21 protein-coding genes and 1 pseudogene are annotated in these 25254 nt (G+C 70.0%); 9 read left to right on the top strand and 13 right to left on the bottom strand.

Annotation, left to right across the window (positions count from 1 at the left end):
- Window positions 1-49 precede the first annotated feature (49 nt).
- Complete coding sequence (locus tag D514_RS27790; protein WP_017829610.1) at window positions 50-637, bottom strand: nitroreductase family protein; 588 nt, start codon at window positions 635-637, stop codon at window positions 50-52.
- 134 nt (window positions 638-771) lie between these two features.
- Window positions 772-1374: a TetR/AcrR family transcriptional regulator gene (locus tag D514_RS27785; protein ID WP_017829609.1), complete on the bottom strand. Its 603-nt coding sequence runs from the start codon at window positions 1372-1374 to the stop codon at window positions 772-774.
- A 100-nt stretch (window positions 1375-1474) separates the two neighbouring features.
- On the opposite strand from D514_RS27785, the gene D514_RS27780 reads away from it, so the two are divergent.
- Both D514_RS27780 and D514_RS27775 read left to right on the top strand, forming a co-directional pair.
- Window positions 1475-2923: an APC family permease gene (locus D514_RS27780; RefSeq protein ID WP_017829608.1), complete on the top strand. Its 1449-nt coding sequence runs from the start codon at window positions 1475-1477 to the stop codon at window positions 2921-2923.
- Window positions 2920-4632, top strand: a complete 1713-nt coding sequence (locus tag D514_RS27775; protein ID WP_017829607.1) for an amidohydrolase — start codon at window positions 2920-2922, stop codon at window positions 4630-4632. The genes D514_RS27780 and D514_RS27775 overlap by 4 nt, the downstream gene beginning before the upstream one ends.
- A gap of 75 nt (window positions 4633-4707) precedes the next feature.
- Here the strand turns inward: D514_RS27775 and D514_RS27770 are convergent, their stop codons facing one another.
- Entirely contained in the window at window positions 4708-5634 is a 927-nt protein-coding gene (locus D514_RS27770; protein ID WP_017829606.1) for a LysR family transcriptional regulator, read from the bottom strand.
- A gap of 136 nt (window positions 5635-5770) precedes the next feature.
- On the opposite strand from D514_RS27770, the gene D514_RS27765 reads away from it, so the two are divergent.
- A complete protein-coding gene (locus D514_RS27765) occupies window positions 5771-9241 on the top strand; it encodes a bifunctional proline dehydrogenase/L-glutamate gamma-semialdehyde dehydrogenase (RefSeq protein WP_017829605.1) in 3471 nt (1156 codons plus the stop codon).
- Window positions 9242-9322: 81 nt separating this feature from the next.
- Here the strand turns inward: D514_RS27765 and D514_RS27760 are convergent, their stop codons facing one another.
- The 5 genes from D514_RS27760 to D514_RS27740 all read right to left on the bottom strand — a co-directional run bounded on the left by D514_RS27760 (window position 9323) and on the right by D514_RS27740 (window position 14555).
- Window positions 9323-10411 (bottom strand): ABC transporter permease, encoded by a 1089-nt coding sequence (locus D514_RS27760; protein WP_017829604.1) that lies wholly within the window; start codon window positions 10409-10411, stop codon window positions 9323-9325.
- Window positions 10408-11292 carry an ABC transporter ATP-binding protein gene (locus D514_RS27755; RefSeq protein ID WP_017829603.1) on the bottom strand — a complete coding sequence of 295 codons (885 nt, stop codon included), beginning with the start codon at window positions 11290-11292 and terminating at the stop codon, window positions 10408-10410. The genes D514_RS27760 and D514_RS27755 overlap by 4 nt, the downstream gene beginning before the upstream one ends.
- Before the next feature lie 96 nt (window positions 11293-11388).
- Window positions 11389-12561 carry a benzoate/H(+) symporter BenE family transporter gene (locus D514_RS27750; RefSeq protein ID WP_017829602.1) on the bottom strand — a complete coding sequence of 391 codons (1173 nt, stop codon included), beginning with the start codon at window positions 12559-12561 and terminating at the stop codon, window positions 11389-11391.
- A 54-nt stretch (window positions 12562-12615) separates the two neighbouring features.
- Window positions 12616-13293 (bottom strand): response regulator transcription factor, encoded by a 678-nt coding sequence (locus tag D514_RS27745; protein ID WP_017829601.1) that lies wholly within the window; start codon window positions 13291-13293, stop codon window positions 12616-12618.
- Window positions 13290-14555: a sensor histidine kinase gene (locus D514_RS27740; protein ID WP_017829600.1), complete on the bottom strand. Its 1266-nt coding sequence runs from the start codon at window positions 14553-14555 to the stop codon at window positions 13290-13292. Before D514_RS27740 ends, D514_RS27745 begins: the two co-directional genes overlap by 4 nt.
- 99 nt (window positions 14556-14654) lie before the next feature.
- On the opposite strand from D514_RS27740, the pseudogene D514_RS0119320 reads away from it, so the two are divergent.
- The 3 genes and pseudogenes from D514_RS0119320 to D514_RS27730 form a co-directional block, all read left to right on the top strand.
- A pseudogene (locus D514_RS0119320) lies at window positions 14655-15008 on the top strand (VOC family protein); the annotation flags it as partial.
- Between the two features lies 1 nt (window position 15009).
- Window positions 15010-15708: a helix-turn-helix domain-containing protein gene (locus D514_RS27735; protein WP_017829598.1), complete on the top strand. Its 699-nt coding sequence runs from the start codon at window positions 15010-15012 to the stop codon at window positions 15706-15708.
- A gap of 135 nt (window positions 15709-15843) precedes the next feature.
- Window positions 15844-17886: a collagen binding domain-containing protein gene (locus tag D514_RS27730; RefSeq protein ID WP_020380574.1), complete on the top strand. Its 2043-nt coding sequence runs from the start codon at window positions 15844-15846 to the stop codon at window positions 17884-17886.
- Between the two features lie 3 nt (window positions 17887-17889).
- Here D514_RS27730 and D514_RS27725 read toward each other — a convergent pair whose 3' ends face one another.
- Both D514_RS27725 and D514_RS27720 read right to left on the bottom strand, forming a co-directional pair.
- Window positions 17890-18699, bottom strand: coding sequence for a Cof-type HAD-IIB family hydrolase (locus D514_RS27725; RefSeq protein ID WP_017829596.1), 810 nt, complete (start codon window positions 18697-18699; stop codon window positions 17890-17892).
- A 10-nt stretch (window positions 18700-18709) separates the two neighbouring features.
- Window positions 18710-19555: an exodeoxyribonuclease III gene (locus D514_RS27720; RefSeq protein WP_017829595.1), complete on the bottom strand. Its 846-nt coding sequence runs from the start codon at window positions 19553-19555 to the stop codon at window positions 18710-18712.
- 37 nt (window positions 19556-19592) lie between these two features.
- Here D514_RS27720 and pyrE point away from each other — a divergent pair, with 37 nt between their 5' ends.
- Both pyrE and D514_RS27710 read left to right on the top strand, forming a co-directional pair.
- Window positions 19593-20153 carry an orotate phosphoribosyltransferase gene (gene pyrE / locus D514_RS27715; protein ID WP_017829594.1) on the top strand — a complete coding sequence of 187 codons (561 nt, stop codon included), beginning with the start codon at window positions 19593-19595 and terminating at the stop codon, window positions 20151-20153.
- Window positions 20150-21052, top strand: coding sequence for an ROK family protein (locus D514_RS27710; protein WP_017829593.1), 903 nt, complete (start codon window positions 20150-20152; stop codon window positions 21050-21052). The genes pyrE and D514_RS27710 overlap by 4 nt, the downstream gene beginning before the upstream one ends.
- A gap of 19 nt (window positions 21053-21071) precedes the next feature.
- Here the strand turns inward: D514_RS27710 and D514_RS27705 are convergent, their stop codons facing one another.
- The 3 genes from D514_RS27705 to D514_RS27695 form a co-directional block, all read right to left on the bottom strand.
- Window positions 21072-21341 carry a hypothetical protein gene (locus D514_RS27705; RefSeq protein WP_017829592.1) on the bottom strand — a complete coding sequence of 90 codons (270 nt, stop codon included), beginning with the start codon at window positions 21339-21341 and terminating at the stop codon, window positions 21072-21074.
- Window positions 21342-21460: 119 nt separating this feature from the next.
- Complete coding sequence (locus D514_RS27700; RefSeq protein ID WP_017829591.1) at window positions 21461-22609, bottom strand: sugar MFS transporter; 1149 nt, start codon at window positions 22607-22609, stop codon at window positions 21461-21463.
- On the bottom strand, window positions 22606-23508 hold the full coding sequence (locus D514_RS27695) for a MurR/RpiR family transcriptional regulator (RefSeq protein WP_017829590.1): 903 nt from the start codon (window positions 23506-23508) through the stop codon (window positions 22606-22608). The genes D514_RS27700 and D514_RS27695 overlap by 4 nt, the downstream gene beginning before the upstream one ends.
- 165 nt (window positions 23509-23673) lie before the next feature.
- On the opposite strand from D514_RS27695, the gene D514_RS27690 reads away from it, so the two are divergent.
- Window positions 23674-25221, top strand: a complete 1548-nt coding sequence (locus D514_RS27690) for an ABC transporter substrate-binding protein (protein WP_017829589.1) — start codon at window positions 23674-23676, stop codon at window positions 25219-25221.
- Window positions 25222-25254 lie beyond the last annotated feature (33 nt).

Below are 25254 nucleotides of genomic sequence, written 5' to 3'. Positions count from 1 at the left end.
ACCGCCCCGGATGAAACCGGGGCGGCGCTCTTGTTCGTGCGGTCTGCGCTCAGGCGCTGAGGATGACCGTCTCGGTGATGGGACGACGCACGCGCGGGGCGACCTCGCGCTCCTGCAGCACCTCAGGAAGGGCTTCGATGTCGCCGAACTCGCCGACGGCGAAGACGGTGAAGGGCACGAAGCGCTCTTCGAGGTCGGCGAACTCGCGGACGGCCTCCGGGTCGAAGCCGCTCATCTGGTGAACGACCAGTCCGTCGTGGTGGGCCTGCACCGAGAAGTGCGCAACGGCCTGACCGAGGTCGTAGAGGGCGTGGGTGATCGGGGCGCCGGAAGCGTCGGCCGTCTCGGCGATCGCGACCACGAGCACGGCGGCGTTGCCCGCCCATGCCTGGTTGAACCCCATCAGGGCGTCGACGACCTGCGCGTGCAGTGCCGTGCCGCGGCGGGCGACGATGAAGCGCCAGGGCTGCGAGTTGTTCGCCGAAGGGCTCCAGCGGGCGGCCTCGAGGGCGGTGGCGAGCTTGGCCTCGTCGATCGAGTTCTGCGCGTCGAAGGCGCGGGGGCTCCAGCGACCGGCGAGAACGTCGAGGACGGGGTGCTCGGTCGGTGCGGTGCGGTCGATGACGGGAGTGCTCACAGAGGTGCCTTTCGAAAGGAGTGGATCGGACTCCTTCGTCCGGGTACACGGAGGTGAACAGATGCATGTGCATGCATATTCCCGCCGGGTGCCTCTGACGGAGATTCGGGGGCGGATCGTGCGGGGTCCCGTCGTCAGGACTGCGGCGGGCAGCCCAGCTGCTCCGCCACCGCGCGCATCGCTGCGGCAGCCTTCGGCACGGTCATGAGGGCGTTTCCGCCGACGATGTGCAGCCCGTACGCGTCCTCGAGCGCCACGAACGTCATCGCCAGCTGCTCGTCGTCGATGCCGGGCGAGAAGACCTCTGCCGCCCGTCCGGCGGCGATCACGCCCCGGTAGGTCTCGAGCTGGCGCAGGTACAGCTCCTGCACGAGCTCGTCGTGCAGGGCTGAGTTGCCGGCGAGCACGTCGAACTCGTAGAGCAGGCTCATCAGCGCGTCGTCCGGTCCGTCTGGCAGGCCCGCGTCGATGGCGGCGCCGAGCCGGTCACGCGGGTCGTCGATGGCCGCGAGCACCGCGTCGCGCTCATTGCAGAAACGCTGGATGCCGGCCGCATGCGCCTCCACGAGCAGTGCGTCGAGGTCTTCGTAGTAGTACAGGATCGCGCCGCGGGTGAGTCCGGCGGTCGTCGCGACGTCGGTGAGCGAGAGGGAGCGGAGTCCGTGCTCCTTGCCGGCGGCATAGGTGGCTTCGATGAGGGCCGCGCGTCGCTCCTCCTGCCTCTTGGGTCGTGCCATGCCTTGACACTACCCGAGCAGCGTGTCACACTTCGAGAGTTCTTTGACGGTGAAGTCAAAGAATGAATACGACGCGGATCGCGAAGAAGAGAGCCCGACGATGTCCACACCGAACCACCCCGCGAGCGCGCCACCGCTCGATACCGCGGCCACCACGACAGGAGGCGGTCAGCTCTCCCGATCGCTCGGCGTCGGAGGCAACGTCCTCATCACGCTGTCCGGCATCTCTCCGGCATCCAGCGTCTTCATCCTCGGGGGCGCGGCGTTCGCCGGCTACGGCACCGGGGTCTTCTGGGGCTTCATCATCGCCGGTGTCATCAGCCTGCTCGTCGCCCTCTGCTATGCGGAGCTCGGCTCGCGGCATCCGCTCGCCGGCGGCGACTACACCCTCGTCAGTCGCGTGCTCGGTCCCGCTCCCGGAGCTGCCGTGTTCTTCATCGGCCTCATCTCGCTGCCGCTGATCGTGGCGATCTTCGCCCTCGGCGTCGCCGACTACCTCGGCGTCGCGATCGCGGGGCTCGATCCGCTGTGGACCGCCGTGATCGTGATCGCCCTCGCGACGGCGACCGCGTGCTTCAACATCCGCACCAACGCGTGGGTCACCGGAGCCTTCCTCTTCATCGAGATGGCGGCGCTGGCTTACCTGACCTTCCTCGGCGTGATCCACATCGAGCGTCCGCTCACCGACCTGCTGAACCCGCAGGCGCTGAACGACGCCGGCGGTCTCGCCCCGCTCGGCATCGCGGGACTCGTGCTCGCCGTGACGCAGGGCATCTTCTCCTACAACGGCTACGGCGGCGCGATCTACTTCGCCGAGGAGACGAAGGATGCACGCCGCACGATCGCGCGCGCCCTGCTGTGGAGCGCGCTGATCACCGTGCTCGCCGAGATCATCCCCCTCACGGCGATCATGCTCGGAGCCGACACCCTGGAAGAGCTGTTCGGGGCGGACCTGCCGGTCGAGTCGTTCCTCTCCGCGCGGACGGGTGACGCGGTGTCGACGGTCATCCTCGTGACCATCGCACTCGCGATCGTCAACGCCATCATCGCGATCGCGCTTCAGGCCGGGCGTCTGCTGTTCGCCGCCGCCCGCGACGGGGCCATGCCGCCCGCTCTCTGCCGGCGTCTCTCGCGCATCTCGTCCCGCACGCGGATGCCGGTCGCCGCGACCATCACCATGGGCGTGATCGCGCTGATCGGGTGCTTCATCCCCTTCGATGTGCTGCTCAACGCCACCGGTTCGACTCTCGCCTTCTCCTACGGATTCATCGCGCTCGCCGCCCTGATCGTGCGCCGCCAGCCGTCCGTCACCGGCAGCTACCGGATGCCGCTGTGGCCCGTGCCGCCCGTCGTGGCCCTCCTCGCGATCGGGACGATCTTCGTCATCGGCATCCTCGACCCCGCCCAGTGGCTGAGCCTCGGGATCTCCACGGGCATCATCGCCGCGGGGTTCCTCTACTACGCCGTGTACCTGCGCGCGAACCCCGGCGCGATCCACCTGCTGGAGGCGGATGCCTCCGACGACCTCAGTGAGGAGTGCTCTGCATGAGCATCGACACCCTGATCACCGGCGCACGCGTGCGCACATTCGACCCTGCACAGCCGTGGGCGGAGGCGATCGGTCTCGACGGCGACCGCATCGCCTACGTCGGAACGGAGGCGGACGCCCCGTCCGCCCGCCGCACGATCGAGGCCGAGGGGCGACTCGTCACCCCGGGGGTCATCGACAGCCACAACCATCTGCTGCTCGGCTTCGACGAGGACGCGGTGTCTCTCGAGGGTGCGCACACGCTCATCGAGGTGCGCCGCCGGATAGCGGAGTTCGCCGCCCGGCGACCCGACCTCACGTGGATCTGCGCCGAGAACGCGGTGTACTCGATCGTCGAAGGGCGCCGGCCGAACGCCTCCGACCTGGACGGTCTCACCGACCGACCGGTGTTCGTCACGACCTACGACCAGCACTCGGTGTGGCTGAACCGTCAGGCGCTCAGGGTCCTCGGAATCGCAGGCGGCGTCGACATCGCCTGGGGGCGCCCGGAGCGGGATGCCGACGGAGAGCCCACCGGCTGGGTCACCGATTTCTACACCAGCGCCATGACGATCGCAGGGCTCGCCGAGTTGCAGCGCGACATCCCGATGTACTCGCCGGAGCGCCGCTACCGAAAGCTGCTGTCGAGCATCCGCATGGCCACGGCGAGCGGCATCACCACTGCGGTCGAACCCCAGGTGCCGCTCGCCGAGATCGGTCTGTTCCAGCGCGCGCTCGCCGCGGGAGAGCTGTCGTCTCGGGTGATCACGGCGCTGTTCCACCCGGTCGGTGCGGATGGCGCCTTCCGGCAGCGGCTCAAGGAGGCGGTGACGGATGCCGCGGCATCCGCCGATCCGGATGGTCTGCTGCGCCTGGGGCCGCTCAAGCTCTACGCCGACGACGTGATCGAACCGCACACGGCGCTGATGCTCGAGGACTATGCGAACCGTCGCGGCCTGCGCGGGCGCCCGAGCTATCCCGGACGCGAGCTCGTCGAGGTCATCTCCGAGCTCGACCGGATGGGCTTCCAGACGCACACGCACGCGACGGGGGATGCCGGCATCCGTCTCGCCCTCGACGCGATCGAGCAGGCGGGCCTGCGCAACGGCACGACCGACCGTCGTCACGGCATCGTGCACGTCGAGTGCCTGCATCCGGACGACCTGCCGCGATTCCGGCAGCTGGGGGTCACGGCCGCGATGCAGCCGCGACACTGCTCGCCCGACCTCGTCGCGGGCACGTGGATGGAGAACGTCGGCGAGGACCGATGGTCGCGGGCCTGGCGGTTCAAGAGCCTTCTCGACAGCGGGGCGACTGTGGCGTTCTCGAGCGATTGGCAGGTCGGTGAGATGGATCCGCTCGTCGGCCTGTACTCCGCGGCGACGCGCGCCGGTCTCGACGGGGCCGACGCCTGGACCACGGCCGAGACCGTCGGCCTCGACCGATCGCTGGAGGCGTACACCGTGCACGGCGCACATGCCTGGCACGCCGAAGGCGACCGTGGCCGGCTGCGGCAGGGGATGCTCGCCGACCTCGTGGTGTGGTCGGACGACCTGTACCGTCACGAGCGCGACCCCGCAGGGCTGCTCGATCAGCACGCCGAGCTGACCGTGGTCGGCGGGCGCTTCGCGCACTCGGCGGGCGCTCTGGCTGCGCCGACGGCCGCGCGTGCCGAGGACCCGGTCTCGACAGGATCGGGCGCCGCCGAGGAGCACGTGCACACGCACTGACGGGCGCGGAGGGGCGTGGCCTCTGGCGGAGCGAAGAGCACGGTGACGGGGCGAGACGCGGTCTCCCGCTCGGGGTCAGCCGGGGAGGATCACGGATGCCGCATCCGCCAGCGCGCGTCGCACGGCCGTGATCGACGGGGCGTCGGCCGACACTCGTCGTGCGGAGGAGAAGATCTCGCGTCGAGGGGAGCCGGGGAGCGCGCTGAGCCTCATCGTCGGGGCGTCACCCGCCCACACGAGCTCCGGGAGGAGTCCGACGGCGAGTCCGGCTCTGATCAAGCGGATATGCGTGGTGAGGTCAGCGACCTCGAAGTGCACGTCGGGCTCGAAGCCGGCGGTGCGGCACAGCTGCTCAGCCCAGGCGCGAGAGGCCGTGCCCGCAGGCTCCAGCACCCAGGGTTCGCTGCGCATCGCCCACAGGGATGCCGCGGCATCCGTTCCCGACGGCGGTGAGGTCGCGGTCGCATCGCCGGCGCTCCCGGCCAGGGCGATCGTGTCGTGAGCGAGGACGACGCGGTCGAGCTCGGCGACGATCGGCCGCGTGCGCCCCGGATACTGCTCGGCGAGCATGAGGTCGAAGTCGCGGCCTGCGACGCCGACGAGCCCCGTCTCCGGGTCGCACTCGGTGACGTCGACACGGAGCGACGGATGCTGTGCCTGAAGCGCCAGCAGAGCCGGAGGCAGCAACGCGTGGGCCGCGGTCTGGAACACCGCGATCCGCACCGTCCCCGTGACCTCGGCGAGGGATTCGGCGACGGCGACCCTGGCGTGCTCCAGCTGGTCCAGAATGCCGATCGCCTCGGCCACGAGCACGTTCCCCTGCGGGGTCAGCTGCACGCCCCGGCCCACCCGACGAAGCAGCGGCACGCCGACATCGCGCTCCAGTGCCGCGAGCTGCTGCGACACCGAGGCCTTGCTGTACGAGAGGGCTTCGGCGACCGCGGAGAGCGTGCCGCGGCGGCTGAACTCGACCAGCATCCGCAGCCGATGGACGTCGAGCACGCACCCTCCCTATTGTTCACTTTGGGTGAACAGAATCCACGCAAATCGGTTGATAGACGGAGCCTACCGAGCGGCAGGACAATGATCCAGCCCGCACACGAAATCCCGGTGTGCGCTCTCTTGGAAGGTCCCACCGATGCCTGTCGCCGCCGACACCACCACTCCCCGTACCGAAGACGTCGCCGCCCTGGTGCAGCGCTGGCTCGTCGAGAGCGAGACCCACCCCGTCGAGCCGGCCGCCCAGCGCCTGTCCGAAGTGCTCAAGGACCCGAACGGACTCGCGTTCACGGTCGGCTTCGTCGACGGCGTGATGCGTCCGGAAGACCTGCGCGTCGCCGGCCGCAAGCTCGCCGAGCTGAGCGACATCACCCCGGCGCTGCTGCCCGGCTACCTGCGCGCCGCGATCAAGACCGGCGGCTTCTGGGCGCCGAAGATCCCCGGCGTCGTCGTGCCGATCTCGCGTCGCGTGCTGCGCGCCATGGTCGGGCACCTCGTGCTGGATGCCACGCCCTCCAAGCTCGGCCCCGCGATCGCGAAGCTGCGCAAGAGCGGCAACCGCCTGAACCTCAACCTCCTCGGCGAGGCCGTGCTCGGCGAGCGCGAAGCGGGGCACCGTCTGCAGGGCACCCGCGACTTCCTCGCCCGCGACGACGTCGACTACGTCTCGATCAAGGTGTCCAGCGTCGTGAGCCAGCTGTCGATGTGGTCGTTCGACGAGGCGGTGGCCGATGTCGTCGAGAAGCTCACTCCTCTCTACGAGCTCGCCGCCCGTGCCGAAGCCCAGGGCAAGGCGAAGTTCATCAACCTCGACATGGAGGAGTACCGCGACCTCGACCTGACGATCGCGGCCTTCACGAGCATCCTCGACCAGCCCGGCCTGGAGGACCTCGAAGCCGGCATCGTGCTGCAGGCCTACCTCCCCGACGCCCTCGGCGCCATGCAGCACCTGCAGGAGTGGGCCGCCGCCCGCCGTGCGAAGGGCGGAGCCCCGATCAAGGTGCGCGTGGTCAAGGGCGCGAACCTCGCGATGGAAGAGGTCGACTCGAAGGTGCACGGCTGGCCGCTCGCGACCTACGGCACCAAGCAGGACTCCGACACGAACTACAAGCGCGTGCTGGACTGGGCGATGACGCCCGAGCGGCTCGACGCCGTGCGCATCGGCGTCGCGGGCCACAACCTGTTCGACATCGCCTACACCTGGCTGCTCGCGCAGGCGCGCGGTGTGGCCGACCCGACCGGTGCCGACCCCCTCGTCGAGTACGAGATGCTGCTGGGCATGGCGACGGGTCAGGCCGAGGCGGTCCGCAAGGATGTCGGACGCCTGCTGCTGTACACGCCGGTGGTGAACCCGGCCGAGTTCGACGTCGCGATCGCGTACCTCGTGCGCCGCCTCGAGGAGAACGCCAGCCCCGAGAACTTCATGTCCGCGGTGTTCGAGCTGGCCTCGAACCCGACCCTGCTCACCCGCGAACGGGAGCGCTTCGAGCGCTCGCTGGCCGCGCTCGCGACCGATGAGGCGGGATTCGTCCCCGGTCCCCATCGCGTGCAGGACCGCACCGCCGAGGCTCCCTCCGCCACCACCACCGGCTTCGAGAACCAGGCAGACACCGATCCCGCCATCGCCGCGAACCGTGCCTGGGGTCGCGAGATCCTGAGCCGTTCGGTCGGCTCGACGCTCGGTCTCGACACCATCGCGCTCGCCAAGGTCGACACGGACGCCGAGCTCGACGGCATCTTCGTCGCAGCGACCGCCGCCGCCGAGAAGTGGGCCGCGTTGCCGGCCGCCGACCGCGCCGCCGTGCTGCACCGCGCGGGAGACGAGCTTGCCGCGCGCCGCGGTCAGCTCATCGAGATCATGGCCAACGAGGCCAGCAAGACCATCGCCGAGGCCGACCCCGAGATCAGCGAGGCCATCGACTTCGCGCACTACTACGCCGAGCGCGCGAAGGACCTCGAGACCGTCTCGGGTGCGGAGTTCGTGCCGTCGAAGGTGACCGTGGTCACCCCGCCGTGGAACTTCCCGGTCGCGATCCCCGCCGGCGGCGTGCTCGCGGGGCTGGCCTCCGGCTCCGCCGTCATCATCAAGCCAGCCAAGCTCACCCAGCGCTGCGGCGCCGTCATGGTCGAGGCGCTGTGGGCCGCCGGTGTGCCGCGCGACCTGCTGGCCCTCGTCGACCTGGCCTCACGCGACCTCGGAAAGCGCCTGGTCGCCGGCCCCGCAGTGGACCGCGTGATCCTCACGGGCGCGTACGAGACGGCGCAGCTGTTCCGGTCGTTCCGCTCCGACCTGCCGCTGCTGGCCGAGACCAGCGGCAAGAACGCGATCATCGTCACCCCCTCCGCCGACCTCGACCTCGCGGCCGCCGATGTGGCGCGCAGCGCGTTCGGCCACGCGGGGCAGAAGTGCTCCGCCGCGTCGCTGGCGATCCTCGTCGGATCGGTCGCCGACTCGAAGCGGTTCGAGCGTCAGCTGGTGGATGCCGTGACCTCGATGCGCGTCGGCCTGCCCGATGACCCGGCCACGCAGATGGGTCCGATCATCGAGCCCGCGAACGGCAAGCTGCTCACGGCGCTCACGAAGCTCGAGAAGGGCGAGCGCTGGCTGGTCGAGCCGCGCAAGCTCGACGAAGACGGGAAGCAGTGGACGCCCGGCGTCAAGACCGGCGTGCGCGAGGGCTCGTACTTCCACCTGACCGAGTTCTTCGGCCCGGTGCTCGGCATCATGCACGCGAAGGACCTGGATGAGGCCCTGCGTCTGCAGAACGCGGTCGACTACGGCCTGACCGCCGGCATCCACTCGCTCGACTCCGAGGAGGTCGCCACCTGGCTCGACCGCGTCGAGGCCGGCAACCTGTACGTGAACCGCGGCATCACCGGGGCGATCGTGCAGCGTCAGCCGTTCGGCGGCTGGAAGCGCTCGGCTGTCGGAGCGGGTGCGAAGGCCGGTGGGCCGAACTACCTCTTCGGGCTGGGCGAGTGGGCCCCGGCCGAGCTGCCGGCTGCGGCACCGAGTGCGGCCGTCGTGCCCGTGGTCGCTGGGCTGCTGGATGCGGCCGGAGCCGAGGTCGACGCGGCAGAGGCCGAATGGCTGCACCGCGCCGCGGCGTCCGACGAGCGCGCCTGGGTCGATGAGTTCGGCGCGGTGAGCGACAAGTCCGGGCTCGGGGTCGAGCGCAACCTCTTCCGCTACCGTCCGGTCGCGGTCGACGTGCGCATCGCCGAGAACTCCCCGCTCGTCGACGGCATCCGCGTGCTCGCCGCCGCCCTGCGCAGCGGCAGCCCGTTCACGGTGTCGGCGCAGGCGTTGCCCTCGCGCATCGAGAAGGCGCTGCGTGCGCACGGCGTGAGCGTGAAGCACGAGTCGGATGCGGCATGGACAAAGCGCTACGCGAAGGCGGCGAACTCCTGGCACCGCGTGCGTCTGGTCGGTGGCGACGCCGCCGCTCTCCACGAAGCGCTCGACGGAAGCCCCGACGTGGCGGTCTGGTCGCACGCCGTGACCGGTGCCGGTCGCGTCGAGATGCTGCCGTTCCTGCACGAGCAGGCCGTATCGATCACCAACCACCGCTTCGGCAACCCGACCACCCTCGCCGACGGCGTGATCTGACCCGCGGGTCGCCGATCCGCTGAGACGAAGAAGCCCCCTGCCCCGCGCGATGCGGAGCAGGGGGCTTCTTCGTCTGCGGCGTCAGCCGCGCAGCGCCTCGCCGAGCTTCACACGGCTGCCCATGCGCAGCAGCGAGTTCTCGTAGATCTTCGCGCCGATGACGATCGCGGCCACGCAGCTCGCGAGCAGGATGACCAGGCTCAGCAGCGGCTCCCACCACCGAGCCTCCCCGACGAAGAGGCGCATCGGCATGCCGACCGGGGCAGAGAACGGCACGTACGACATGATCGTCAGCACCAGCGGGTTGTCGTTGAACACGATCACCAGGATGTACGGCGCCATGATCAGCATCGTGATCGGGGTGGTCGTGGAGCCGATGTCCTCCTGGCGAGAGACCATGGAGGCCGCGGCCGCGAACATCGCCGCGAGCAGGATGAAGCCGAACAGGAAGAACACGGCGAACCAGATGATCGGCGCGCCCAGCGTGGTGAGCACCTCGCGCTGACCGGTGACGATCAGCCCGATCGTGGCCACGGCTGCCAGGGCGAGGATCTGCCCCATCGCCAGCACCGTGTTGCCGATGACCTTGCCCGCGAGCAGTGTGCGCGCCGGGATCGCCGACAGCAGCACCTCGACCACGCGGGTCTGCTTCTCCTCCACGACGCTCTGCGCGATCGTGCCGCCGAACGTCGCCGCGGCCATCATGAACACCAGGCCGAACGCGATCGCGATGAAGTACCGCAGCAGCGGGTTGGTGGTGGCGGGCTCCAGGATGACGACCTCGGGAGAGATCGACAGGGCGGAGATGATCGAACCAGGGGCATCCTGCAGGGCGATGACCGTGTAGCCGGAGGGGCTGTCGCCGGGCAGTACCGCGGCGTCGACCTTGTCATCTCGTACGAGCTTCTCGGCCTCGGCCTGGTCGGCGACCGTGGTGACCTCGACGTTCGGGATGGCCGAGACGGCGGCCGCGGTCTCGGCCGTCGCGGCGATCGGCGTGGTGTCGGTGTTCTTGCTCGCGAAACCGCCGAACAGGATGCCGGCGAGCGCGAGCACCAGCAGGATGCCGGTGGAGATCAGGAACGCCTTGCTGCGCAGCTTCGATCCGATCTCGCGCTCGGCGACGAGCCAGATGCCGCTGGAGGCGCGGACGGGGGTGGGGGCGCTCACTGGATGACCTCCTTGAAGATCTGGGCGAGGGACGGATGCTTGGGGGCGAAGCTCGCGACATCGCCGCGCTGCACGGCGGACTGCAGCACGCGCTGCGCCGTCTCGGGGCCGTCCGCGTCGAACAGCGCGTAGCCGCCTTCGAAGTCGACGACCGTCACTCCGGGCTCGGTGCGCAGCCATCCGGCGTCGCCCGCGGAGACGAGCTCGTAACGGTCCCTGGCGTGCTCGGAACGCAGCGCATCGCGGGAACCGGACGCACGGATCGTGCCGCCGGCGAGGATGACGAGGTCGTCGCACAGGCGCTCGACCACGTCGAGCTGGTGGGAGGAGAACAGGATGGAGGCGCCCTTGGCGGCACTGGCCTGCAGGACTCCCGCGACCACGTCGACCGCGAGCGGGTCGAGGCCCGAGAACGGCTCGTCGAGGATGAGCACCTCGGGGTCGTGCACGAGCGAGGCGGCGATCTGCGCGCGCTGCTGGTTGCCGAGCGAGAGCGACTCGATCGTGTCGTTCAGCCGCTCGCCGAGTCCGAGCTCCGTGAGCAGGGCACTCGCCCGCTCCGTGGCCTCCTGCTTGCCGAAGCCGTGCAGGCGGGCGAGGTAGACGATCTGCTCGAGGACCTTCATCTTCGGGTAGAGCCCGCGCTCCTCGGGCATGTAGCCGAAGCGGCGGCGGTCCTCGGCGGTGAGGGCGGCGCCGTCCAGGTCGACCGTGCCGCCGTCGGAGGACAGCAGGCCGAGGACGATGCGCATGGTGGTGGTCTTGCCGGCGCCGTTGCCGCCGACGAAGCCCGTCAGCCGCCCGGGGGCGACGGTGAAGGACACGTCATCGAGCACGCGCCGAGAGCCGTAGCTCTTGGTGATGCCGGAGAGTTCGAGCATTCCTGTGGTCATACCCTCACGCTACGGAGCGCAGGCATCGCGGGGCATCCCCCCTGCGGCGGACGCGAGAGGATCACCCGTCAGGGGGAGGGGGGATCAGCGGCGTCGGGTGTGCAGCACCGTGCGCACCAGGAGTCCTGCCACGAGGGCCCAGAACGCGGCGCTGACACCGAGGACGGCGATCCCGGATGCGGCCACCAGGAAGGTCACCACGGCGGGGATCCGCTCGTTCGGATCGTCGATCGCCTGCTGCACCGCCGAGCCGAACGCGGCGAACAGAGCCAGCCCCGCGACGGCGGGGATCACGGCGGCGGGCGCGAGCACCACGAGGGCGGCGAACGCGGCGGAGAACACGGCGAGCACGAGGTACGACGCCCCGGTCGAGACCCCGGCGACCCACCGTCGCCTCGGGTCGGGATCGGCGTCCGGCGACGCGGCGAGTGCGGCGCTGATCGCGGCGAGGTTGATGGCGTGTCCGCCTGCCGTCGCCCCCAGGGCCGTGCCGATCCCGGTCACCAGCATGGCCGGACGCCACGGCACCTCGTACCCGAAGCTGCGCATGATCGCGATGCCCGGCACGTTCTGGGAGGCCATCGTCACGATGAACAGCGGCAGCGCGAGGCCGACGAGCGCGCCGACCGTGAACGTCGGTGCCGTGAACTCGAGGCGGGGGAGAAGTAGTGCGGGGTCGAACGGTGCGCCTTCTCCGATCAGCGACACCGCGACCACGACGGCCGCCGCGACGAACGCGAACGGCACCGCCCAGCGCGGTGCGAGACGGGCGAACAGCAGCCAGGTGAGCACGACCGGCACCACGCCCCAGGGGTTCGCGACGATACCGGTGATCGGTGCGAGACACAGCGGCAGCAGGACGCCGGCGAGCATCGCCTGCGCGATCGAGGGCGGGATGCGGGCGATCAGTGCACCGAGCGCCGGCCAGAGCGCGGTGAGCAGGATGAGGGCCGCGGTGATCAGGAAGGCGCCGACCGCTGCCGACCACCCGCCTTCGACAGTGCCGGTCGCCACCAGGAGGGCGGCGCCGGGCGTCGACCAGGCGACCGTGATCGGCATCCGATACCGCCAGGCGAGCACCACGCAGGCCAGGCCCATCGTGAGGCTGACGGCGAGGAGTCCGCTCGCCGCCTGCGCCGCGTTCGCCCCGACGGCGTCGAGCCCCGTCAGCACGACCGCGAACGAGCTGGTGAAGCCGACCAGTGCCGTCACCACCCCCGCGAGGATCGGGCGGGACAGGGGTGCGGCGTCGGACATGGCTCCGAGGCTATCGCGGAGCGGCAGATCGGCGTGGAGCCCGGGTGGGCCGCGCTACGCGAGCCCCATGCGATGAGCCAGCACCACCGCCTGCACGCGATCCCGGGCGCCCAGCTTCTGCAGGATGCGCGAGACGTGCGTCTTCACGGTCGCCTCGCCGATGAACAGCGCCTGCGCGATCTCGGCGTTGCTGCGGGCATCGGCGAGCAGCGTGAGCACCTCGGCCTCACGGTCGGTGAGGGGCTCGGCGAGTGCGACTTTCGGGAGGGCGCCGCTCGTGGCCGATGCGGCGGGAGCGGGTGTCGCGGCGAAGCGCGCCAACACGCGGCGGGTCACCTCGGGGGCGAGCATGCCGTCGCCCGCGGCCAGTGCCCGCACCGCCGCGATCAGATCCTCGGCACCGGCGTTCTTGAGCAGGAAACCGCCGGCCCCCGCGTCCAGAGCCCGGTACAGGTAGTCGTCGCGGTCGAACGTGGTGACGATCGCGATGGCCGCGTCGATGCCCGGGTCGGCGACGATGCGTCTGGTGGCCTCGATGCCGTCCATGTCGGGCATCTGCACGTCCATCATGATGACGTCGGGATGCAGGGCAGCGGCCTGCGCCACCGCCTCGGCCCCGGAGGATGCCTCCCCGACCACCGCGATGTCGGTCTGCGTGTCGAGGATCGTGCGGAAGCCGGCGCGCAGCAGTGCGTGATCGTCGACGAGCAGCACGCGGATCGGGGCGGTCATCGGTTCACGCTCGATTCGCTCGCGAAGGGCAGGGGCACGCGGGCGCGCACGCGCAGCCCGCCGAACGGACGGGGGGTCACCTCGAGGGTGCCGCCGGACGCCGCGGCACGCTCGCGCATCCCGAGCTGTCCGAGTCCTGGGCGCACCTGGGCGACAGGGCGCCCGGTGTTGACGATCTCGACCTCGACGCCGTCATCGTCGTAGCGCACGCGCACGTCGGCGGTCGCATCGGGCCCGGCATGGCGGCGGGCGTTCGTCAGCGACTCCTGAGCGATGCGATACAGATTCACGGCGACGAGCGAAGGCACGGGCGTCGGGTCGCCGATCACCGTGTACGCCGTCGGCAGCCCCGCCTCGGTCGAGGCATCGACGAGTTCGGGGATGTCGTCGAGGGCCAGGGTCGAGGCGGCATCCGTCGTCTCTCCTCCGGGGGTCCGCAGGGTCTCCAGCAGCTGGCGCAGCTCGTGGATGGCGTCACGCGCCGACCCCTCGATGCCGGTGAGGATGCGCGTGGACTCTGCCGGGTCCCGCTCGAGCACCAGGCGCGCGGCTCCCGCCTGCACGCCCATGACCGACACGTGATGGGCGACCACATCGTGCAGCTCCCTGGCGATGCGCACCCGGTCGAGCGCGACCGCCTGAGCCGCGGTGACCTCGCGTTCGCGCTCGAGCTCGGACGTGCGCTGCTCGAGCACCGCGAGCTGCGTCGCCGCAGCCCATGACCGCTCGCCGAAGTAGTAGGCCCCGCCGAAGTAGAGCACGTTCAGCAGCAGCTGGATGAGCATGAAGGCCACGTAGGGAGACATGGCTCCGGCGATGACATCCGCCTTGTCGGCCTCGAGGATCGCGTCGCGGTACATCGTGATCAGCAGCCACACGAACATGCTCACGATGATCCCGATGCGGACGATGACCGCGCGGCGACGATCGTTCATCCACGCCCCCGCCGTGTAGATCGCGATGAACATCGCGATGTTGCCGACGTAGATCTCGGGGACGCGGATCGTCACCGCGATGAAGTACGCGACGACCACGATGACGGCGACCGTGCCGGGCCAGCGGCGGCGGACCGCGAGAGGAGCGGTCACGACGACCGCGTACACGAGTGCGGTCCACAACGGAGCCTGTTCGTCGCCGTACACCTGGGCGATCGAGGAGAGCCCGGCGCTCAGCACGGCTCCCACGAACATGACCACGGCGAGGACGATGTCGCCGCGCCGTTCGCGCTCGGTCGGCGTGCGGAGGAACGGGACAGCGGGCATCCCTCCACCGTAGGGCGGGGCGTGTCGGCATCGCATCCCCCGTGCGGGGGATCGGGAGTCACTTGCTCTTGACAAGCGTGGTTGTTTTTTGCAAGCTAACCGCTGTTCACCGACGAGAATGCCGCGTGCGTCGTCTGGTCGGAGGACATCTTCTTCATGCTCCTCACGCGCGAGTATTTCGCCACGTTCACCGACAAGCCGATCGCAGACCCGAACGAGGTCGCCCAGGTATCCGTCTCTTTCAGTCGCGATTCGCGCGAAGACGTCGACGACATCCTGGCCAAGGGGCTCGCGGCCGGTGGTGCCGAGCCCAAGCCGGCCCAGGACTACGGCTTCATGTACTCGCGCGACCTGGACGACCCCGACGGCAACTCGCTCGGCTTCCTGTTCATGACCGAGGAGGCCGCCGAGAACGGACCCGAGCACGTCGCGGAGCAGAGCGCCGGATCCTGACATGGCGGCGCGCAGCTACGGCCAGTACTGCGGTGTGACGACGGCCGTCGAACTGATCGGGGAACGGTGGGCGCTGCTCATCGTCCGCGATCTGCTCGTCGGTCCGCGGCGGTACACCGACCTCAGGCGGGGCCTGCCGCGCATCCCGACCAACATCCTCTCCACCCGGCTGAAGGAGCTCCAGGAGGGTGGGGTCGTGCGGCGGGTGCCGTTGTCGAACTGCGGCCTCGTGTACGAGCTCACCCCCTACGGCCGCTCGTTCGAGCCGATCATGCTCGCCCTCGGACGGTGGGGCTTCCAGGCGATGGGCGACCCGGAACCGGGCGACGTCATCACCGCGGACTCCCTCACGATGGCGCTGCACACGGCGTTCATGGCCGATCGTGCCGTGGACGCCGAGTACGAGCTGCACGTCGGCGACGTCGCCCTGCGCGCGTCGGTGCGTGAGGGGGAACTCCGGGTCGCGCAGATCGCACCGCCAGCCCCGCCGGTCGGCGGAAGTCTTCCCGACGCAGAGCCGGATGCGGTGATCGTCGCCGGTCCCGGCATCCGGCACCTGATCGGCGGCGAGGTCACACCGTCAGAGGCGCTCGCTGCGGACATCGTCGCAGTCGTCCGCGGCGACGACGCACTGCTGGACTCGTTCGCCGACACCTTCCACATCGCTGCGTCGGGTGTTCCCTCACCCGAGCACGAGTAACTCCTGTGTATCGACTATTCCTTTCCTCTGCACCGAGCCTCTAGATTCGATGTGAGCGTTACCGTGCGATCGGCTCGGGCTCGAGGTCGACCGCGACATCCTTCGCGAGATCGTCCTTCTTCGGAGGGTGGGAACATGGCGCGACGACGCGCATTCATTCGGGTGGTACTCGGCGCAGCGGCGGCACTCGCGCTCGCTCTGGGCGGCGTGACGGCGGCCGCCGCGGAAGACGACCCGGTCGTCACCGGTTCGATCTCCGGGACGGTGACATCGACCGTCGGCGGAACAGCCCTCGCCGGCATCGAGGTGCGGGCGCAGCGCAATAGCGATGCCGGATGGCACACCGTCGTCACCAACGCGAGCGGCGCCTACACGTTCAGCGGCCTGGCCGACGGCAGCTACCTCGTGCGATTCTTCGATCCGGCGGGCGACTACGCCACCGAGTACTGGGACGACGCCAGGGACTCCCTGGGCGCGCAGCGCGTCGCCGTCGTCGACGGCTCCGCGCACCCTGGTGTCGATGCCGCGCTCGCACCCACTCCGACCTCGTCGATCAGCGGCACTGTCACGCGTGCCGATGACGGCACGCCCGTCAGCGGAGCCCGTGTGACCGCGAACGGCGCGGACGGCTATTGGACCTCGACCCTCACCGACGGGGCCGGGCGATACACGCTCGGCAGTCTTCCCGACGGCTCCTATGTCATCGGATTCCACGCGGAGGGGACCGACCTGAAGCGCGGATACTGGAGGAACGCCTCCGAATACTCGCAAGCCGAGCCGATCGTGATCGCCGAGCACACGACGACCTCCGGGATCGATGCCTCCCTCGCGGCGGGAGGATCGATCGCCGGCGTCGTCACGCGCACCGACGACGGCGAGGCGCTCGCGAACGTCACGGTCAACGCCCTCGACATGAACGGGGAGATCGCCGCCTTCGCCCGCACCGATCTCACGGGCGGATATCACATCGACGGACTCCCCGCTGGTTCCTATCGTGTGCAGTTCGCCGAGCCGGGCCCCGGGCTCTCTGCGGAGTACTGGGAGAACGCGTACAGCTTCGACGCTGCGAAGATCGTCGTCGTCACCGAGTCGCAGACGACCACCGGCATCGACGCGGCGCTCGAGACGGTGGGATACATCAGCGGTTCGGTGACCAAGAGCAGCGACGGGACCCGCGCGCTCGGCAGGATCACCATCACCAGCGTGGACGACGACCGTCACGCGTACTTCTCCGGGGCCTCGAACGACGGCACCTATCAGGTTGCCGTCGCCCCAGGCGAGTACCGCGTGCTCTTCGAGCCTTTCGACTCCGACCTGCGGGCGGAGTACTGGGCGGACGCCTTCACGAAGGCATCCGCGACGCCCGTCACCGTGCCGTCGGGAGCCAGCGTCGTGGGAATCGATGCGCAGCTCGACGCAGCTGCCATCGTGGCCGGCACCGTCACCCTCGACACCTCCGTCGAGCGCGAGGTCATCGTCGAGGCCTGGTCCGGAAACCAGATCGTCGGCACGACCTTCGCCGACGCTCAGACCGGTGCATACTCCCTGGCGCTCCCCGAAGGATCATTCATCCTCAAGGCATCTGCTCTGTTCCACGACGGCACCACGATCGCGCAGCCTCAGTTCTATGACGGTGTCGCCACCTCGGCGCTGGCGACGCCCGTCGTGGCGACCGTGGGTGCCCCCGTCACGGGGATCGACTTCACCCTCGTCGCGGTCACGAATCCCGGGCCTCAGCCGAAGCCCACCCTCGCGCTCGCCGCGGGCTCGATCCGCGCCGGCAAGGACATCACGATCTCGGGCACCGGTTTCGCGCCGGGAGCGTCGATCGCGTTCGAGCTGCACTCCGACCCGATCGCGCTCGGCACGCTCACGGCTGACGCGGACGGAGCGCTCCAGGGCACCCTCCGCATCCCCGCGAGCGCGCCGGCGGGCGCGCACACCCTGGTGGCGCTGTCGGGGACCACGGTGATCGCCCGTACGGCGCTCACCGTCACCGCAGCGGCGGGCACGGGCGTGGATACGGGCGCGGGTGGTCAGGCCGGAGGCAATGCGGCGGCACCGGGCACCGGGCTGGCCAGCACTGGTCTCGACGCCCCGGTGGCCGTCGTCGCGATCGGCGTCATCCTGTCGGTGATGGGCGGGATGCTCGTGCGTCGTCGTCGCGTCGAAAGCTGATCCTCAGCCGAGCAGCCGCTCGATCACCTGCGCCACACCGTCTTCGTCGTTCGACGCGGTCGTCTCGTCGGCCGCGTCGTGCACGAGCGGCTCGGCGTCGGCCATGGCGACCCCGTGCCCTGCCCAGCGGAGCATCTCGACGTCGTTGAGCGCGTCACCGAAGGCCACGACGTCGGCGCGGTCGATGCCGAGGTGCTCGCAGAGGCGGGCGAGACCCGTGGCCTTGGTGACGCCTTCGGCCATGACCTCGACGAACGGCGCACCCGAGAGCGTGACCTCGAAGCCGGTGAGCCCGAGCGAGCGCACCGTGTCGAACAGGGCGGCCGGGGCGAGCTCGGGGTGCCGGATCACGAACTTCAGGCTGGGAGCGGCGAGCACCTGCTCCAGCGGAACGCCGCCCATGGTGGCGGGGTCGCGCTTGTGGTCGGCGAGAGCGGCGATCGCGGCATAGCCGTGCTGGGCCACGAACGTCTCGCCGGCGTCGCGCACGCTCGCGAACAGCAGGTCGGGGATGCTCGCGCGGAGGGCCTCGGCCAGGGAGCGGATCGTTTCGGCCGGAAGCTCTTCGGCGAACAGCATCCGCCCGTCGTCGAGGCGCACGGCGTAGGCGCCGTTGCTGCACAGCGCCCAGCCGTCGAAGCCCGCATCCGCCGCGATGGCACGCAGCCCGATCGGCTGACGCGCCGTGACCGGCACGACGTGGATTCCGCGCTCCCGTGCCGCGTCGAGGGCCGCACGGGTGCGTGCGGTGACGGCGGGCGTCGAGTCGAGAAGGGTGCCGTCGAGATCGGTGGCGATCAGCCGCACGCTCATGGGATCGGCCTCAGGAGAAGATCATCGGGAGGTCGTCGTCGTCATCGGCGCCACCGAAATCGAGATCGACGACCACCGGGACGTGGTCGCTGGGCTGCTCGCCCTTGCGCTCGTCGCGGTGGATGGACGCGCCCTTGACCGCTTCGGCGAGAGTGCGCGAGCCCAGCACGAAGTCGATGCGGACACCCTCGTTGCGGGGGAACTTCAGACGCTGGTAGTCCCAGTAGGTGAAGCCCTCGGGGATGAGCGGGCGCACGACGTCGGTGACCCCGGCGTCTTGGAACGCGAAGAACGCGTCGCGCTCCTGCGGGGAGACGTGGGTCGACCGACCGATCACGATGTCGGGGTCGCCGTTGTCGACATCGAACGGGATGATGTTGAAGTCGCCCACGAGAGCGAGCGGAAGGTCGGGGTTCGCCGACAGTTCGGCGGCCGTGGACTTCTTCAGCTGCTCCAGCCAGTGCAGCTTGTAGAGGTAGTGCGGGTCATCGAGCGCACGGCCGTTCGGCACGTAGAGGCTCCACACCCGCACCCCCTCGACCATCACGCCGAGCGCGCGGGCCTCGAGCGGCGCGTCCGGCCCCTCATGTCCCTTCGCGAATCCCGGCATCCCGTCGAACGACGTGCGCACATCGGTGACCGGCAGCCGGCTCGCGATCGCGACCCCGTTCCACTGATTCAGCCCGTGCACCTCGACGTGGTACCCGGCCTCTTCGAACGGACCGTAGGGGAACTGCTCGGGCTTGCACTTGATCTCCTGCATCGCCAGCACGTCGATGTCTTCTCGGACGGCGAACTCGACGGTGCGGGTGACGCGGGTGCGGATGGAGTTGACGTTCCAGGTGGCCAAGCGCATGCCTCAAGCCTAGGGCCCACCTCCTACACTGGATGCCGTGACCGCACTCGACGCAGACCGCCAGACACTCCTCGACCTCATCAAGGCGGAGGCGGTGTTCCACGGCGACTTCACACTCTCCAGCGGCAAGCAGGCGACCTACTACGTCGACATGCGAAAGCTCACGCTGGACCACCGTGCCGCTCCCGCGATCGGTCGCATCATGCTCGACCTGATCGGCGACCTCGATGTCGTGGCGGTCGGCGGCCTCACCCTCGGTGCGGACCCGATCGCGAACGCGGTGCTGCATGCGTCGGTCGCCACCGACACCCCGCTCGACGCCTTCGTCGTGCGCAAGGAGCCCAAGGACCACGGGCGTGGCCGTCAGATCGAAGGCGCAGACGTCAAGGGCAAGCGCGTCGTGGTGCTCGAAGACACCTCGACCACCGGCCAGTCCGCGCTCAAGGCCGTCGAAGCCCTGCGCAAGGAAGGCGCCGAGATCGTCGCGGTCGCCGTGATCGTCGACCGCAAGACCGGCGCGCAGGCCGCGATCGAAGCCGAGGGCCTGGAATGGCGCGCGGCCTTCGACCTCGACGACCTCGGGCTCGACCCCCAGTGACGCGCTACGCGCTCGCCGTCGATGTGGGCGGCACGAAGATGGAGGCCGCGCTCGTCGCGGAGGACGGTCTGCTCGTCGAGGGCAGCAGGAGCCGGCAGGCGACCGGTCGCGAAGCCACGCCCGCGTCGCTCACCGCCTCGGTCGTCGCCATCGTCGAGCACGCCCTCGCGGCTCTTCCCGCGGACGCGGAGCTCGTCGGAGCGGGAGCCGGCAGCGCCGGACCGATCGACCGCACCGCTGGCGCGATCATGCCGGTGAACATGCCCCTCGCCCGCGGCTTCGGCCTCGAAGAGGCCGTGCGTGCTGCGGCATCCACCGTCCTCGGGCGCGACGTGCACACCGTGCTCGGTCATGACGGCGGTGCACTCGCGCTCGCCGAGTCGTGGCTCGGTGCCACGCAGGGCGCCGGCGCCTCGCTCTCGATCGTCGTCTCCACCGGTGTCGGCGGCGGGTTCGTCGCCAACGGCGCCTACATCCCCGGTGCCACCGGCAACGCCGGCCACCTCGGTCAGGTGCGTCGCCACGGCGGCCTGACCCTCGAGGAGATCGCCTCGGGGCCCGCGAGCGCCGCCTGGGCGCAGCAGCAGGGCTGGACAGGAGCGACCGGCGAGGATCTGGCTCGCGATTCGGCCGCAGGCGACACGGTCGCACGGGCGGCGATCGAGCGTTCGGCCCGCGAGGTGGGCGAGGCTCTCGCAGATGCCGCCACCCTCGTCGACCTCGACGTGGTGGCCATCGGCGGCGGATTCTCACGGGTGTCGGCGGATTACATCGACCTCGTGCAGCAGGCTCTCACCGCGAGCGCCGCTCATGAGTACTCGCGCCGCACCAGGGTCGTGCGCTCGGGGCTGGGCGACGAGGGGCCGCTCATCGGCGCCGCCGCCCTCGTGCTCCGGTAGGTCCGTCCACGCGTGCTGCTCACCGGCGCGCGGTGAGCAGGTGCCGGGGTGGTCCTTCGAGCCGCGCCACGGAGATCTTCAGGTCGGTGACGTCGGCGGCGACGGCGTCGATGCGGGCGGTCAGCTTCTCGTCGACGGCGTCGATGCGGGTGCTGAGTTTCTCGTCGACGGCGTCGATGCGGTCATCGATGCGGCGGATCATCCAGGCCCCCGCGGCGAAGAGGCTGGTGCCGAGGGTGAGCACGATGCCGATCGCGCTGATGATGATCGCGAGGACCTCCGTGGACACGCGTGCTCTCCTTGCTCGGATGGGTGTGTCGACGACGTTACGCCGCCCTCACCGGTGTGCGCGCCGGTATTCCAGCATCTGTGAAGAGGTCGGCGGCGGTGCGACGTGTGGAGGAGGTGTCAGTTCGCCGTCGAGGTCCGCTGCGGCGACCGCGCGGCGACCAGCATCAGGGCAGGCACGAGCGCGCACAGCACCGCCGACGCGAAGAACGTCGTGCTCGATGCCGGGTCGCGGCCGATCAGCAGGATCAGGGTCGGCACGAACGTGCCGCCGACCGCACCGCAGGCGACGAGCGCGCCGGTCACCGCGGCGCTGCGAGCGGGATCGAGGCGGTCGAGGGCGAGTCCCAGGATGAGGCCGTAGCTGGGAGCGAGGAGCGCGACCACGGCGGCCAGTGCGACGAGCGCGCCCACGGGAGCGGAGTCCACCAGCATCCCCGCGGCGGCCATCAGGAGGGCGGCGACGCTCGTGGCGCCGGCGAGGATCGCGATCGGCGATACGGACAGTCGCCGCAGACCCGCCGCGCCGAAGCGGCCGATCGCCATGAGCGTCCAGAACGCCGAGGTTCCCAGTGCGGCGAGGCCGGGATCGACCGCGAGGATCCGCTCCGGGATCACCGCCGACCAACCGGACAGCACGGTCTCGACGCCCACGTACAGCGGCAGCGCCACGGCGAACGGCAGGAGGACGAGCTCCCCGCGCACGTCGCGCTGCGCGGGGACCTCGACATGGGCGGAAGGGGCTGCCGCTGCGGAGAGGATCGCGACCGTGAGAAGCGGCACGATCGCCAGGATGCCGAGCAGCGCACGTGCAGGCGACCCCACGGCGACGAGCAGCGGGGTGACGGCCGCGCAGACGGCGACCGTGCCGAGCAGGGCGCTGAGCAGTCCCGTCGCGCTGCCGGCGGCCAGGGACTTCGCGGCCACGGATCCGGAGGCCTCGACCAGTCCGAACCCGACCCCGGCGATCGCGGCCGCGACGATGAAGACCGAGGGAGTGCCGGAGAGTGCCACCACGACGATGGCGGCGGCCTGGAGGGCGCTGCCGAGTATCAGCGCGATGCGCGGCGGCTGTCGCGTCAGCAGCGGGCCCGATGCCAGGACCCCGACCAGGAGCCCGGCGAAGAGTGCGGGCACAGCGGCGCTGAGGTCGGCGGTCATCGCGCGCTCGGCGGAGGGGAGGATCGCGGGTACGAAGGCGGCCGTGACCCCGAGACCTGCGAATGCGGTGAACAGCCCCGCTCGCGCGCGTCGGGTGTCGTCGGTCACGCCCCCGCCGTCCGCACGCGGTGCACGGCGGCGAACGTGTCGCGCAGCGCCTCCATCGAACGGTCGTAGTTCGACTGGGCGACGCCGATGAAGATGCAGTCGACCACCATGAGCTGAGCGATCCGGCTGCCCAGTGCGCCCGAGCGGAAGCCGGTCTCGCGGGCGGCGGTCGTCAGCACGATGTCGGCTTGATCGGCCAGGGGAGCGCCCGCGTGGTTCGTGATCGCGATGGTGGTGGCTCCGGCCTGACGGGCGAGCAGCAGGAACTCGATCGTGTCGGTGGTGGCGCCGGTGTGCGACACCGCGATCGCGACGTTGCCGGGCCCGAGGGTCGCCGCCGACGTCCACGCGGCATGCGGGTCCGACCAGTCCAGAGCGGTGCGCCCGATGCGGGTGAGCTTGCGCTGCAGGTCGAGCCCGACGATGGAACTCGCGCCCACACCGAAGATGTCGACCCTGGTCGATGAGGTGATGGCGTCGACGGAGGCCCGCAGCGACTCGGTGTCGAGCACCTTGGCGGTGTCGGCGAGGGAGAGGGTCTCGGCGAGCGAGACCTTCGCGACGATGTCGGCCAGGGTGTCGTTGCGGTCGATGTCGCCGGAGACGGCGGGAAGCGCGGCCGTGTCGAACGTCTCGCGCTCGACGTCGCGCAGCACGTGGTTGCGTAGCTCCCGCACGTGCTCGTAGCCCAGGCGCTTGCAGAATCGCACGACCGAGGTGGTCGAGGTGTCGCAGCGCTGGGCGAGTTCGGCCACGGACAGGCCAGCGGTCCCCGCGGGATCGGCGAGGAACAGGTCGGCGATGCGCTGCTCGCTCGGACGCAGCTCGGGGCGGATCGCACGCATGCGGACGAGCACGGGGTGTGCGCCGGCGTCGTCGCGGGCGGCTTCATGGGGCATGGGGTCTCCGATCGCTGTTCATAACAGTAGAGGAACTTCTGTTACATCAGTAGTGTCTGTCGTGTACTTTTAGTACCAACCAAGACCGACGATGTTCGCGGGGCGGCAGGCAACAGCGCCTGACCCGACGCCACGGCGACGCGTCCCAGCCAGGAGGAATCAGCAATGAGCACAGCACGGCGGGCGTCATTCGGCGCTCTCACTGCCACGGGTGTCGCTTTGGCGCTCGTGATCACAGGTTGTTCCGCACCCGCATCCGACCCCCAGCCGTCAGCGGGTGCTGCGGGCGGCGACCTCGTCATCGGCGTCACCAGCGACCCCGACACGCTCTTCCCCTGGAAGGCGACCCAGTTCCAGGCCGTCAACGTGCTGCAGAACCTGTACGGCACCCTGACCGAGTTCGACGAGGACCTCAACGTGGTCCCCGGCCTCGCCGAGTCCTGGGACGTCTCGGAAGACGGCCTCACCCTGACCTTCCACCTGCGGGAAGGCGTCACGTTCGCCGACGGCAGCACCTTCGGATCCGAAGACGTGAAGTACTCGCTCGATGCGATCGCGGCCGAGGCCACCGCCGCTGTGTCGCGCAGCTCTCTCGCCTCCGTCACCGCGGTCGAGGCCACCGACGAGAACACCGTCACCCTCACCCTCAGCGCTCCCGACGCCGCACTTCCGGCGAACCTCGCCGTGATCAACATGGCGATGCTGTCCTCGGACGACACCGAAGAGGGGTTGAACACCACCCCCAACGGCACCGGTCCCTTCATCCTCGACGACCGCAAGGCGAGCCAGTCGATCACGCTCGCCAAGAACGAGGACTACTGGGGAGACACCGCGCTGCTCGACACGGTCGAGTTCCGCGTGATCCCCGACGAATCCTCGATCGTCTCGGCGATGCAGTCCGGCAACGTGCAGCTGGCCGTGTTCGATGACCCGCTGGTCGCGCAGACCGCCGAGGGCGCGAACGTCGAGGTCGCCACGACCCCGCAGCTGAGCTATCACGCGCTGCAGCTGAACGCCACGCGCGGCGACCTCACCGACGTCAACGTGCGCCTCGCGATCCAGTGCGCGATCGACCGCCAGGAGGTGCTCGACACCGCAGCCCTCGGCGAAGGCGAGGTCACCGGTCCCATCACGTCTCCCGCATACAAGTCCGACCCCGACGCTCGTCCGTGCCCTGAGCGCGACCTCGACAAGGCGGCCGAGTACCTGAAGAAGGCGGGCAAGGAGGACGGCGTCACGATCAAGACGATCGTTTCCCAGGGCGAGTACGCGACCTCGGTCAACGAGGCGCAGAACCTGAAGGCGCAGCTGGCCGACGCGAACATCACGCTCGACCTCGAGGTTCTCGAGTCCGGTGCCTTCGTCGATCGCTGGATCGCGGCCGACTTCGACGCCGCTGTCGCCCTCAACGGCGGTCGTCCCGACCCCGACGGCATGTACGGCCGGTACTTCACCAGCACGGGCAACCTGAACAAGGTCGCCGGCTACTCCTCGCCCGAGCTCGACGCGCTGTTCGCCGAGGGCCGCCAGACGGCCGACCCGGAGAAGCGCAAGGACATCTACGCGCAGGTCTCCGAGAACCTCGAGGACAACGCCGCGTGGATCTGGCTGTTCACGAGCTACACCTACACGGCGACCGCGTCGAACGTCGACGGCTTCGTCCCGATGGTGAACGGCTCGCTGCAGTACCTGCGGACCACCTCCATCAAGTAGCGGATCGAGGGGGCGCGGCCACCCCGCGCCCCC

The sequence above is a fragment of the Microbacterium sp. UCD-TDU genome, from assembly GCF_000340625.1.
Taxonomy (GTDB): Bacteria; Actinomycetota; Actinomycetes; order Actinomycetales; family Microbacteriaceae; genus Microbacterium; species Microbacterium maritypicum.
The sequence above is the reverse complement of the archived record's forward strand: the minus strand, read 5'-3'. Positions and strand labels throughout refer to the sequence as shown.